The sequence below is a fragment of the Companilactobacillus mindensis DSM 14500 genome (genome assembly GCF_001434275.1).
Taxonomy (GTDB): domain Bacteria; phylum Bacillota; class Bacilli; order Lactobacillales; family Lactobacillaceae; genus Companilactobacillus; species Companilactobacillus mindensis.
The window spans coordinates 15,903-29,872 of record NZ_AZEZ01000048.1; the positions used below are offsets into that span (position 1 = coordinate 15,903).

Here is a 13,970-nt window from a genome sequence, read left to right on the forward strand (position 1 = left end):
GCCTTCGCAACATGATTATATACGAACCTACGTTCTTACAGCAACCGAAAATCACAAAAAAATAGGCTGTCCATCCCACGACTAAAGTCATGGGAATTCCGCCAATTAATTTAAAAGAGCAGGATAAAACGTGGTCAGCTTTCGAGTATTAACGCAAAGACGCCTCTGATTCAGCATTTCGAATCAGAGACGTCTTTTTGTTAAACGGAAAAAGCTATGTTTTGTCCTAGACTCTTTCCTACGATTAGTTATAATGTGAAAATTCAATCAGTTCCTAAAGTATCGTCGCCCAACAAATTCTTTTTAGCTCTGAGTTTTTTGAGTTCAATATTCCAAGTGCTTACTAAGACTAGAACTGAACCAGTCCAAGCTAGTGGGTTGGCCAATGCGGCACCGTAGAAACCAAAGAATTTGATCAAAACGATTCCGGCAAAGACCCGCATCAATAGCTCGGCAATTCCAGCAATGGTAGGGGCTTTTTGATTGCCCAGACCTTGGAGCGTATATCTGACGATAAAGAGAATCGACAGGATAAAGTAAGTTGAACCGTTGAACCAGTAGTAAATTTGAACCAAATGTAAGACTGCTTCTTGACTACCATTCATGAACAAGTGTGAAATACTGCGACCAAAGGCAATCAAGAAACCACCAATGACTAAACTGGAACCGACTGAAACAGTGATACCAGCTTTAACTCCTTGAAGGATCCGGTCAAACTTTTTAGCACCTAAGTTCTGCGAAGTGTAATTGACCAAAGCCAACCCGAAACTGAAGGCAGGCAAGGTAGCAATCTGTTCAACTCTACCGGCAACCGTATAAGCAGCTACGGCGTTGGCACCGAGTGTATTCAGCATGACTTGTAAAATAATAGATCCGATGGCAATGATCGAAGACTGAAATCCCATAGGCAAACTGATGCTCAATAGTTCTTTGATCTCAGCTTTATCGATCTTAAAGTCGCTTTTTGTCAAAATTAAATATGGAATGTGCTTCCGAATATAGAAGTAGAGGATCACGAAGGTGATGGTCTGAGCGACGACCGTGGCTAACCCCGCACCAGCTACTCCCATGTGTAGATAAAGAATGAAGACTAATTCTAAAAGAATGTTCAAGACCGTACTTACGATCAAGAAGAAGAGTGGAACACGAGAATCCCCAAGAGCTCGCATTGTATTTCCTAAAAAGTCGAAACCGACAAAAGAAAATATTCCTGCAAAAATTATTTCCAAGAAGATAAATGAATCATGAATCAAAACTTTTGGCGTCTGCATGGCCACAAGTAGAGGATAAGCAATCAACAAAGCGATAATCGTAAAAATTACCGCGATACAAACGGAAATAATAATCCCCGATGCAAAACTTTGCCGAACGCCTTTTTCGTCATTCGCTCCATATTTCCTAGCAGTCAAAATCGTCAGACCACTAGTCATACCTTGAGCAAATCCGATTACTAATGCAGTTAATCCCCCCGTTGCACCAACACTGGCTAAAGCATCAACACTGATTGTTTTCCCAACAATCAACGTATCGATAAAACTGTAGAATTGTTGGAAAAAGTTACCTAATAATAAAGGAATCGTATACAGAAATATGACTTTCATAGGTCTTCCGTTAGTTAGATCTATCATATGTCAAAATCCCTTTCATAAAGATTATAACTATTTTAGCATGTTTAAATTTATTGATGAGGGTAGAAGCACATAAAAGTTAAGTTAATGTTATAAATGTACAAAAAGGATTTAAAGATAATTGAATACGATTCTTTTTCAAGTTTGGTTGTTCACTGCCGTCTTCCATGAAATTACGGCGGATTGCTGGAACGCAGTGAGAGCAACTTGGAGCCAATTTAAAAATTGTCTTCAAGCTTGTCTGTCTCTAACCTGGCAGAGAAACGCCAGCTAAGAGACACCACGGCTGAGCATCCACCAGAATTCCATTCCAGACTAGAGGGTTTAAGGATTTTGGGCTTTGAGATATTGATATAGGCAGTTTTATTAAAAATATCAATGAGTATGATTTGGAATTAGTTCACTGCCGTTTTCCGTGAAATTCTGGTGGACACTGGAACGCAGTGAAAGCAGCTTAGAGCCAATTACAGTATTGTAGATTTAATGATTCTATAGTTTATTTAAAGCAATACTAAAAAGGTCATCCAGTTGATTTTGTTGGATGGCCTATTAGTATATCTTAATAATTGTATGTAACCAAAGTTGAAAAAAAACTGAATACGATTGCATTAAAATAAGCCATCTAGTTTTCCTAGATGACTTATTTCCTATCATTAGTTGTTCTTACAGCGTTCCAGCAATCCGCCGTAATTTCATGGAAGACGGCAAGTATAAACATATTAATAGATAAAATCCGGGGGAGGATAGTTTTATTCAATTAATAAGTTAAAGTGATTTGTTGGTTGGCAGTTAATGGCAATTCTTTACCGTCAAAAATTACGGCGGTATCTTTGTCAACGGTGATACTGAGGTCGTTGGCCGAAATTTCAAATTCGAAGTGAATGCCTTTGAAGATCATCTTGAATTCGATCTTTTGCCACTGTTTAGGAACGTTTGGCGTGATCTCTAATAAATTGCCACGGTAATCGACGCCGGCAAAGAATGACGTGACCACATTCAGCGTTGCTCCCATGACACCAAGGTGAATACCTTCAGCGGTCGTTCCACCTTGAATGTCATAGTAATCGCTGGTCAAAGCTTCATAGAACAATTCCCAGGCAGTATTTGTTTCGCCAACTTTTAACATCAACATTGAGTAGACGATTCTAGAAAGCGTTGAGCCATGGGTAGTTCTGGCAATGTAGTACTTGATATTGTCATTGATGAATTTATTAGGATTACTGATGGGATAGCCTAGATCAGCTAAGATATCTAGGAAATCGGCTTCTTTGATGTTGAACAGAGGCATCAAAGCGTCGGCTTGTTTAGCAACTTGATAGTTGTCAGGGGAGTCGTGATGAGCCTTCAAGATCCGGTCCATTCTGGAAATGTTGCCGTATTGTTGACGATATTTGTCAAAGTCGAGTCGTTTCAAGTCGAAATAACCTTCGAATTGACCTAAAATGTTGCCATCAAAGTCGAGCTTCAAGTTATGACGGATGTCATCGATCTTGGTCAGATCATTTTTAGTAAATTTAGCCCGTTTCAAATTATTGTCGATCACATCTTCAGGCTGTGATTTGATTAAAGCACTGACCTTTTTGAAAAGCCAACTGACCATGATATTCGTGTAAGCATTGTTTTTGAGGCCTTTATTCTCTTGACCAGGATAATCTTCGTGGAATTCGTCCGGTCCCATGACGTTTGAAATACTGTATTTGCCAGTATCGCCTTCGGGTTGGGATTTGTCGATCCAGAATTTAGTAATATCGAGTAACATTTCTAGACCATATTCACCTAAGAATTTTTCGTCGTTGGTTAAGTTGTAATAATTCAATATATTGTAGGCAATAGCTAGGGAAACGTGACGTTGTTTTCTGGAGTTATCTGGGTCCCATTTGTTAGTTATAGGATTTAAGTGAACTTCTTGGGATTGTTCATCACCATACATACCGCTTTACCAAGGGAACATTGCTCCACTGAAACCATCAGCCGAAGCGTAGCAGCTTTGAGACGATTGTAACGATACATGAGTAAGTATTTGACTAATTCTGGCGTGTGCAAAATATAGAAGTTCATGTCGAATAATTCATCCCAGAAAATATGGCCCCGATAACCTTCACCGGTCAAGCCACGTGAACCGACTGAAGCATCCAAGTCAGCATTGGCATTGAGTTGAGCGGCATTGGTCATACTGAAGCTGTTCAGACGCAGTAATTTTTGGGCGGTAATATCGCCGGAAATAACGACGTCTTCCTGGTTCCAAATCTTTTGCCAATTTTGTTGCGATTGTGCTTGGGCAGCTTGAAAATTAGCTAAAAATTCTTGTTCATTAGCTGCTTGTTCAACCGGTTTTTTGGTTTCTAAGGAAGTGTAGATAGTAACGAACTTTTCAAAGTTATAAGTTTGATTTTGTTGAGCATCAAACGTGATTGTTTGGTGAGCAATGTTGGAAAGGTTGTCCATTGCATAGATTGGATCGGTGATATTTGGATACGAGATGCCAGTCTTGATAGCGATATCGATCTTTGATTGTGAAGTGTGGGCCAGTAAGGTCACTTCTTGTTGGTTGTTTTCAATTTTATCGGTGACTAAATGTTTACTGGCTAAATTGCGATATCTTTCCACGTTGGAATTAGTGACGGAAGCGTCGATCTCGGTAACGATTTTGATTTCACCAGAGAAGTTCAATGGTTGAATGGAGTATTGCAAATAATAATTGTGATAATTTTTGAGATCAGCGACTTTTTTCTCAATGACCTTCAATTCACGACCGTCGATCAAACGAATCAATAGAGTAGTCGTCAAAACGCCGGTTTTGAGATCCAATGAACGCAAAGCTTCCTTTATATATCTTTCATCGATCTTGAAGTAGTCGCTACCATCGACGCTAAAAGTAATGAACTGCGCATTAGGTAGGTTGACGAGATCTTCGTTGATCACGTTGCGGCCATTGATTGGCGTTGCTAGTTGATTGAAGACGCCAGCTACGTATGTAGCGGGATAATTGTCGTCACAAGCCTTGGCTTCTAAATAAGTTCCACGTAGACCAAAGTAGCCATTACCAATAGTTTGCATCGATTCTTGACCATATTGGCGTTTACCGTGGTCGATGCCGTAATAATCCAAATGCCAAGTAGCGTAGTCATTTTCGTTGGCCGTAGCTGTGGCGAGATCGGATGCTTCAATATCTTTCATATTGATTACTGGTAGATGGAAGACATCTTCTAGTTCGCTGCCAAAATCGATTGGCTGGTTTTGGTAATTAATAATATTTTTTTTGAGAATGGTCTCAACTGGATTAGTGATAACAATTACATCGATAGTGTCGGAGAATTCGTCGCGAAAAGCTTGCAAATTCTGTTTGAGCTGAAGTTTAGAATTAAAACTGTAAGTATTTTCGTCAATCGTATTTTCGTTATTCGAATACATTATTTGATCAGCGGTGATCTTTAAATACAATGGTTTCATAATCATTTCCTCCGTAAGTAAGCAAAATTGCGACACATAATATGTTTAAACATATCCATACACTTTATATTATACACCCTATACATATTGGATTAGTCTACTTTTCATAATAATTTATATCCAAAATTGATGTTTATACATGCTGGAAAGTAATATAGTAATAGGTGGATATGTAAACGATTACTAAATTTAGGAGGTGCTTTTTATGAAAGGTACAGTTAAAATGCTCGCACCTGTCACTGGACAAGCAGTGAACATTTCCGACGTTCACGATCCAATGTTTTCAGAAAAAGCAATGGGTGAAGGCTTTGGAGTTATTCCAACAAATCAAGATGTTGTAGCTCCAGTTTCAGGTAAAATTATGCTGGTAGCTTCAACTAAGCATACTGTGGGATTCAGTACCGATGATGGGCTTGAGGTATTGGTTCACATGGGTGTTGATACAGTCGAATTGAATGGAGCTCCATTCAAACTCTTCGTTAAAGAAGGCGACAGTGTCAAGGCTGGCGATAAGATTGCTACGATGGATATCGATGCCGTCAAAAAAGCGGGTAAAGTAACCGACGTTATTGTTGCTATTACGAATACCGCTAAGATGGTCAAAGAGATCCTAGTCCAGACTGGTGATGTTAAAGCCGGTGACGAGATGGCCACAGTCGAATTGATGGCTCCCGGTGAAACAACTGCTAAACCATCAAAGAATGTTGACTATGACAAATTAGGTCAAGACATTGTTAAAAATGTTGGTGGTGTTAATAATGTTGAAAATGTTATCCACTGTATTACCCGGGTACGTTTTTATTTGAAGGATGACAACAAAGCTAACGACGAAGTTATCAAGAATATGAAAGGTGTTTTGGATGTTGCCAAAGCTGGTGGTCAGTATCAAGTTGTTATTGGACCAGCAGTTGAAGATGTTTTTGACGCCGTAGTTAAAGCTTTGGGACCAGGTTTCGGTGGCGATTCTGAAGTGAAGGCAGAAAAGGTAAAAGCACCAAAGGGTGTTTGGCCAAAGACAAAGTTTTATTTTAGTGCTCTAATCGGTGTTATTACTGCCAGTATGATGCCCGTTATCGGGTTGTTAGCTGCATCAGGTATTTTAAAAGGACTATTAGCTTTAATTGTTTCAGCCAAATGGATCTCGCCAACAAGTTCGACTTATATGATCATCAATGCGATGGGAGATTCAGTGTTCTATTTCCTTCCTATATTAGTTGGATTTACCGCTGCTAAGAGATTGGGAGCAAACCAAATCATCATGGGTGTTATCGGTGGTGTTTTGGCTTATCCAACTTTGGTACAAGTTGCTACAAAGACAAGCAGTACCGCAATGAATATCAATGGTGACTTCTTTGGTATTCCGATTCACATCGCTAACTATACTTATTCCATTTTCCCAATGATTGCCGCCGCTTGGTTGGCATCAAAGGTTGAACCATGGCTCAAGAAACACATTGTTATGTCTCTCAGAATGATTCTCAGTCCTTTACTAGAAGTCTTCATTGTCAGTGCAGTTGTTATTGTACTTGTCGGACCTATTATTACTTTGTTAAGTTCATATTTAGCAAATGGTATCGTGGCTCTATTGAAATTCAGTCCCGCAATCTCTGGCTTGTTGATTGGTGGATTTTATCAATGCTTGGTTATTTTCGGATTACACTGGGCCGTTATTCCAGTTGTTGCTAGTCAAATTGCTACGACTGGACACAGTGCTTTGAATGCTATCGTTTCTGCAACAATGGTTGCTCAAGGTGCCGCTGCTATGGCTGTCTTCGTTAAGACTAAGAAGAACATCGACATGAAACAAATTGCCGGTGCCGCAACACTTTCAGCTTTCTCAGGTGTTACAGAACCAGCTATGTATGGTATTAACTTGAAATACGGACGTGTATTCTGGACAGCTAACATCGGTAGTGCCGTTGGTGGTTTGTTAACAGGCTTACTACACGTTGATATGTGGGGCTTTGCTGGTTCCTTGATTGGATTTGCTTCATTCATCAATCCTAAAGGAATCGATGGCAGTTTCACAGGTTACTTGATTGCTTCAGCCGCTACGATTGTTGTTTCGTTCGTATGTACATACCTCTTCGGATTCAAGGAAGAAGATCTTGAAAGCAGTCACGCAGTTGAAAAAGTAAGATTAGGTAGTCGTGAACCAGCTGCAACTAACTAATTAAGATATCAATATAATTGTATTAAGTAGAAAGATTTGTCATATAATAATGACAAATCTTTTTATTTTTCGGAGGCATCGATAATGTCAGAAATAAAAATTAGACCGGTAAAACCGGAAGAAGTTGAAGAACTTTGGGAGATTGCCTTTAGTGATCCCAATGCTGCTTGGACTAAGTTAAACGGACCATATTTCCATGATGATTTACCTAGTAAAGAAGATTTCATCAATGTCTTGGCTTATAAGAATTGGATCAATGATCCTAATCGTTTGATCATTACTTACGATGACCGGATAGTCGGTTCGGTTGGAGCTAATTTTGAAGATGGCGATTTGAAAAGATGGTTAGATATGGGTATCACTATTTATCCTGAGGATATGTGGGACAAACACATCGGTAGCCAGGCTTTAAAATTATTTATAAGTTATTTGTTCAATCTTTATGATTTGCCACACGTAGGCTTAACAACTTGGTCAGGCGATCATCGGATGATGCACGTGGCTCAAAAGATAGGTATGAAAGAAGAAGCCAGGATCAGACAAGTTCGCTTTTATGAAGGCAAATATTATGATTCGATGAAATATGGCGTTTTACGTGACGAGTGGTCGGAGAATAACCAGTAGAATCATGGACTTTTCAGCGATTTCTACTTACAATTAAATGTGTTTCTACTATATAAAAGGAGTTTTTAAGATGGAGTACATAATCGGCGTTGATATTGGCACTACCAGTACAAAGAGCGTCCTCTACGATATGAAGGGAAAAGTATTAGCGTATGCCAATGTCGGCTATAAGCTCTATCAAGATATTCCGGATATGGCCGAGGAAGATCCAGAAGATATTTTTGAGGCCGTTTTAAATGTAATGGGTCAAGTGATCAGAAAGAGCAAAGTGAATACCGAATCGATCAAAGGGGTATCTTTTTCTTCAGCGATGCACAGTTTGATCTTAATGGATCAAAACAATCACCCGTTGACTAGAGCAATTACTTGGGCCGACAATCGTGCCGCTAAATACAGTGAAGAACTAAAGAAAAACGGCATTGGATCTCAGATCTATGCCAAAACTGGAACGCCGATCCACCCGATGGCACCTTTATCCAAAATTATTTGGTTGCGCCATGAGAAACCAGAGTTATTCAAAGAAACTAAGAAGTTCATTGACTTGAAGACGTACGTTTTCTTCAAACTCTTTGGTGTTTATAAAATGGAATATTCAATTGCTTCGGCTACAGGGATGTTCAATATTTTTAAATTACAGTGGGAAAAACAAGCTTTGGACTTGTTACAGATCAATGCTAATCAGTTGCCAGAATTAGTTGAACCAACTGCAACTATTACTGGCATCAAACAAAAGTATGGTGAGTTATTAGGATTGTCAGCTGATGTGCCATTTATCTTTGGCGCAAGTGACGGAGTATTGTCTAATTTAGGCGTCAATGCCATTGATCCTGGAGTAGTAGCAGTAACAATCGGGACTAGTGGAGCCGTCAGAGTCGTTGTCGATAAACCAGTCGTTGATCCCGATGGCAAATTGTTCTGTTACGCTTTGACAAAAGACAAGTGGGTCGTCGGTGGGCCGGTCAACAACGGTGGTATCGTCTTTCGCTGGGTCAAAGATCAATTATTTGCTCCTGAGAAGATCACAGCTGAACAAATGCAAGTTTCAACGTATGATATTTTGACGCAAATTGCCGAAAAAATTCCCGCCGGTTCAGATGGCTTGCTGTTCCATCCGTATTTGGGTGGTGAAAGAGCCCCAATTTGGAACGCTTATGCCCGAGGATCGTTCTTTGGCCTAACACGCAAACACACTCGAGCCCACATGGTCAGAGCGGCCTTAGAAGGAATCGTTTATAACTTGTACGTTGTTATGTTGACGATTGAAAAAATTACTGGGAAACCTAAGAGTATCCAAGCAACTGGTGGTTTTGCCCGTTCGAAGTTGTGGCGTCAAATGTTGGCGGATATCTTTGAGCAAGACGTGACGATCCCAGAAAGTTTTGAAAGTTCTTGTTTGGGAGCAGCCGTTTTGGGAATGTATGCTCTGGGATATATTGATGATCTTTCAGCGGTCAAAGGTATGGTCGGCGTAACTGATGTTCATCATCCAAATGTTAAAAACTTTGAAGTTTATCGAGAATTGTTACCGATTTGGATCCGAGTATCGGAAGTTTTGGAACCAGAATACAAGGAAATTGCCGAATTTCAAAAGAAGCATAGTAATTAAGTTATTATTTTGAAAAGTTGTTTCTAATTATCATTTACATGGAAAAAGTGGCATAAACGTTGATATAATAACGTTTATGCCACTTTTTTTAATCTTTTTATAACTTGATTACTAATAAAATAACAATTAATTTTCAGAATATGTCATGAAATATACCCTTTTTTATGAAATTTAAAACCTTGATATACCAACGCTAGAACGTTTGTTTGTTTCGATAGTATTACTATTATTACAGAAAGGTGGATTTTTGTAACTTTACAGTAGTTGTTGTGTAATAAATACCTGTTAGTATATGCAACATAGCAAATGAGGGCTAAACAATTTTAAATATAAGGATGTAATTAATTCATGAAAAAAGTTTTATCTATCGCTTTAGTAAGTGCTACAGTATTATCAGCAATCTCAGCAACAGCCAAGACTGCTCAAGCTGCAGTCTCAATCGACAGTAACCACGTTCAAGTTGAAGCAGGGGATACATACAAGAGTATCGCAGCTAACAACGGTGTAACAATCGCTGAACTAGAACAAGCTAACGGTCGCGAAGTTGGCGGATTTGACTTAATCTTCCCTGGTGAAACAGTTACATTGCCAGGTGCTACACAAACACAAGCACAATCAACACCAGTTGCAGATACAACAGCAACTACTGAAGATACAAGTTACCAAGCACCACAACAAGATACAACAACACAAACAACAACAGCTCAAGATACAACATCACAAGTTGCAACAACTCAAAGTGCTACACAAACACAAACAACAAGCACAACTGGTACATCACAAGGAACATTTAAGATTTCATTCTATGATCCAGCCGTACTAGGTTCAAACATGGGTTATTCAGGTGTTGCTGCTAACCTTTCAGTATTCCCTAAGGGTACAACACTTAAAATCACACTTTCTGACGGTACAGTCTTGATCAGAACAGTTAATGATACAGGTACATTTGCATACAGTAACCCTAACCAATTAGACGTTGCTATGCCAAATAACCAAATTCCTTCATACGGTGTTACAACAGCTTCTGTTGAAGTACTTTAATAATTAGAGGGTAGTAGAAACAGACGTTTTTACTAAAATAAATATAAATATTTGTCGATTGAGAGAGACTTGATTAATTTCAAGTCTCTTTTTTGTGCTGCTAGAAAAATAAGAACTGTTTATGATGAAAACGAAATGAATTAACTGTCGAGGTGGATATCATGGGGATGAACCAAGAACAAGCGCAAACCTTTTTAGATCAACTGAACCAACTGCGCAATGAATTATATAATTTGATTCCGATTGAACAGAAACATTTGCGAAAAGAAATTACCCGAGCCTATATCACCATCAACAAACCGGATGATTTGAAGGGACAGATTGAAGCAGTCCCGGATGGCTTGGAGATCATGTATGACATCATGCATCAGACGGCCTTGAGTAAAAAATATCATTTCAACGAAAGACAGAATCAAATTTGGCATCAGATAAATGATTTATTTGATAAACATCGCAAATTTAGCTTGGGAGCGGTGATCAATGCTTGGGCAATGTTCCATTAGGCGTTAAATTATAAAATGTCTAATAATCTTACTGGCTTATAAAGAATATTAATCCTATACTTATAAGCAAAGAGGGGGAACGAAAATGATTAATACAAGTTCTGATTGTACTGAAATTCTAGTTGGTAAAGCTGCTAGTATGGATGGTTCGACAATTGTCGCTCGTAACGAAGACGGCTATGCTCCTATCAATCCAATTAAATTTGTTGTACACGCTGCTAAAGATCAAAAAGATGCAGTTTATACTTCAGTAACTACAGGTGTTAAAGTGCCGTTGCCTGATCACGCTTATCGTTACACCGCTACACCTTAGGCTGACCAAAGCGATGGCCAATATGAAGAAGCTGGTATTAACGAGTTTAACGTTGGTATGAGTTCAACTGAAACTACGGCAACGAATGCCCGTGTACTTGGCTATGATCCACTAGTTCACGATGGTATCGACGAAGAAGCGATGTTGACCTTAGTTTTGCCATATGTAAAAACTGCCAAGGAAGGTGCCAAACGTTTAGGCGCTTTGTTAGAAAAATATGGTACCGGCGAATGTAACAGTATTGCCTTTAATGATAAAGATGAAATTTGGCTTTTGGAAACAGCTGGCGGTCACCACTGGGCTGCTATGCGTTTGCCAGAAGATACTTACGCAATCGTACCTAATCAAACTGTGATGCAAGAAGTTTACGTTAACGATACTGATAACTTCTTGGTCGCAACTGATTTAGTCGAATTCGTTGAAAAGCACCACTTGAATCCACAACCAGGTCACTTCAATTTCCGTAACATCTTTGGAACTCAAAGTGAAGCTGATGCTTATTACAACACGCCACGGACATGGTATGGCCAAAAGTTATTCAATCCAGAATTGACTCAAGATCCTACAAGTCAGGATATGAAATTGGCTATGAAGCCAAGTAAAAAGATTGCCATTGAAGATGTCGAGTTCTTCTTGTCATCACACTACAATGGAACTAAATTTGATCCATTTGGGACCTTTGCTTCTGGAACTAAAGAAGAACAACGCCAATTCCGTTCTATTGCAATGGATCGTAATCAAGCTTCATCAATTTTGCAAATCAGAAATGATGTTGACGACGACCACGCAGCTATTCAATGGATTGCCTTAGGATTCTTTGCATACAGTCCTTACGTGCCATTCTTTACTAATATTACTGATACGCCAGAAGACTACAAGAATACTACTAACGACGTTTCGGTCGACAATGTCTACTGGTTAGAAAAGACTCTATCAGTGTTGATCGAGCCACATTTCCACGAATATGCCGAAACTGTCAATGCTTATCTTGATGCATGTCAATCATATGCACGTCAACGAGTTGAGGCTACCGATGAAAATATTGCCGGGGATGTTTCCGAATACTTGACGAAGAGTAATTTGGAGACCGCTGGTGAAATTTCTAAACGGACGCATAAATTATTCGACAGTATCGTTAAACAAGGTTTGAACCTCTCCAAGACCACTTGGGAAAAGGGTCAGAATTTATAATTGAATCAATAAAAGCTATAACCGATTTGAAATTTTCGGTTATAGTTTTTTTAGTTCAAAATATTTTTTAGTTGACTAAGTCAAAAATAGTTTTAAACTTTGGTAATAAATCTAATTTGGTGGTTTTTATGAAAAAACGCAACTTATTAATTGAAGTAATATTTTTGACGATGTTGGTGTTAATGGGCAGTGTCGTTTCGACTCAAGCGGTTGCTGCCAGCACTACTCAAGCACCTAAACGCCAGATTCCAACCTTGTTCTTTCATGGTTTCGGTGGCACGGTCCATTCGATGGATTATTTGATTGATCAAGCTCAAAGAGACGGCTATGCAACTCGGACTTTGACGATCGTAGTTAATCCTAAAGGAAAAGTCAAAACGTATGGTACTTGGAAAAAGTCAGCTAAGAATCCTGAAATGCAAGTATTATTTGTCAACAACCATGAATCAGATTACCATCACACGGCCAAATGGATCGATTCGATCTTGAAGTTGTTGCATCAAAAATATGGTGTGACACGTTTTAACGCCGTAGCACATTCGTGGGGCAATAATGCCATTATGTACTATTTGGAAAATTACAGTCAGAAGAAAAATCAACCACAGATCGATTCATTAGTTAATATTGCGGCACCAATGCAAGTTCTGAACCGAGATATTTATCGCCGTAACGATTGGCGTTATTCAAATCAGTTGAATAAGGATTTTCGCAGCTATACTAGACCTGATTCAACGATGCAGAATTTACACGTTAGAGAGTTAAACATTATGGGGCAGCTGAGCCCAGAAGATCATTTTGACAAAGCAGTGCCGGTCTCTTCTGCTAGATCATTGCGAAGAGTCTTTAAAGGACCACATCAGACGTATCAAGCTCGCCTGTTCACCGGCCCAAGAGCTGAGCACAGTGCTTTGACCCGTCGTAATCCCAAAGTCTTACATGATATTGAACATTTTTGGTGGGTCAGAGATTAGAAAGGCAATAGAAACTACATAACTAATTCATTCTTTCGTCACATTTTTTCTTTATATTAATAATAATAAATATTAAATCGAAAAAAATAGGTGATGGAATGAATTTTTTACTAATGGCAATAGTTTTTATTCTAGGACTTTTCCTTTTGATATCAGGAACGCATACCAAAAATAACACCGGTGCCAAATTTCTTTATTTCATTGGGATGTTAAATGTCTTGTTAGCCATGTATATTGCTTGGCCAAAATGAATCGCAAGAGAGTGAAACAAACCGTTTAGCTTTTGTAACTCATAGTGTAACAACTGTACAATCCAAAATACCCCTTGATTCTCAATCTGGGTTCTTTTTCAACTTTGGTTACATAACAATTATTTAGATATACTAATAGGCCATCCAAAAATCAGCTGGATGACCTATTTTAGTAGTGCGCCCGGCATGGGCGCTAACTTGGTGGCGAAAGTCCACTGT

The 13,970-nt window shown here is 39.0% G+C and carries 9 protein-coding genes and 1 pseudogene; 7 read left to right on the forward strand and 3 right to left on the reverse strand.

From position 1 onward, the window contains the following. Positions 1-263: 263 nt before the first annotated feature. The 3 genes from FD29_RS04955 to FD29_RS11760 all read right to left on the reverse strand — a co-directional run bounded on the left by FD29_RS04955 (position 264) and on the right by FD29_RS11760 (position 5,078). Positions 264-1,628, reverse strand: coding sequence for an MATE family efflux transporter (locus FD29_RS04955; protein ID WP_057887854.1), 1,365 nt, complete (start codon positions 1,626-1,628; stop codon positions 264-266). Between the two features lie 757 nt (positions 1,629-2,385). Next, positions 2,386-3,558 carry a glycosyl hydrolase family 65 domain-containing protein gene (locus tag FD29_RS11755; RefSeq protein WP_268872003.1) on the reverse strand — a complete coding sequence of 391 codons (1,173 nt, stop codon included), beginning with the start codon at positions 3,556-3,558 and terminating at the stop codon, positions 2,386-2,388. After that, positions 3,522-5,078 (reverse strand): glycoside hydrolase family 65 protein, encoded by a 1,557-nt coding sequence (locus FD29_RS11760; RefSeq protein WP_268872004.1) that lies wholly within the window; start codon positions 5,076-5,078, stop codon positions 3,522-3,524. The genes FD29_RS11755 and FD29_RS11760 overlap by 37 nt, the downstream gene beginning before the upstream one ends. Before the next feature lie 205 nt (positions 5,079-5,283). Here FD29_RS11760 and FD29_RS04965 point away from each other — a divergent pair, with 205 nt between their 5' ends. The 7 genes and pseudogenes from FD29_RS04965 to FD29_RS04995 all read left to right on the forward strand — a co-directional run bounded on the left by FD29_RS04965 (position 5,284) and on the right by FD29_RS04995 (position 13,500). Beyond that, positions 5,284-7,251, forward strand: a complete 1,968-nt coding sequence (locus FD29_RS04965) for a PTS sugar transporter subunit IIABC (protein ID WP_057887855.1) — start codon at positions 5,284-5,286, stop codon at positions 7,249-7,251. Between the two features lie 84 nt (positions 7,252-7,335). Further along, entirely contained in the window at positions 7,336-7,875 is a 540-nt protein-coding gene (locus FD29_RS04970; protein WP_057887856.1) for a GNAT family N-acetyltransferase, read from the forward strand. A 70-nt stretch (positions 7,876-7,945) separates the two neighbouring features. Beyond that, entirely contained in the window at positions 7,946-9,481 is a 1,536-nt protein-coding gene (gntK, locus tag FD29_RS04975) for a gluconokinase (RefSeq protein WP_057887857.1), read from the forward strand. 348 nt (positions 9,482-9,829) lie between these two features. After that, positions 9,830-10,522 carry a DPBB and LysM peptidoglycan-binding domain-containing protein gene (locus tag FD29_RS04980; protein ID WP_057887858.1) on the forward strand — a complete coding sequence of 231 codons (693 nt, stop codon included), beginning with the start codon at positions 9,830-9,832 and terminating at the stop codon, positions 10,520-10,522. A gap of 161 nt (positions 10,523-10,683) precedes the next feature. Next, positions 10,684-11,025 (forward strand): hypothetical protein, encoded by a 342-nt coding sequence (locus tag FD29_RS04985; protein WP_057887859.1) that lies wholly within the window; start codon positions 10,684-10,686, stop codon positions 11,023-11,025. An 85-nt stretch (positions 11,026-11,110) separates the two neighbouring features. Then, positions 11,111-12,529 (forward strand): annotated as a pseudogene (locus tag FD29_RS04990) (C69 family dipeptidase). Positions 12,530-12,657: 128 nt separating this feature from the next. Beyond that, entirely contained in the window at positions 12,658-13,500 is an 843-nt protein-coding gene (locus FD29_RS04995; RefSeq protein ID WP_057887860.1) for an alpha/beta fold hydrolase, read from the forward strand. Positions 13,501-13,970 lie beyond the last annotated feature (470 nt).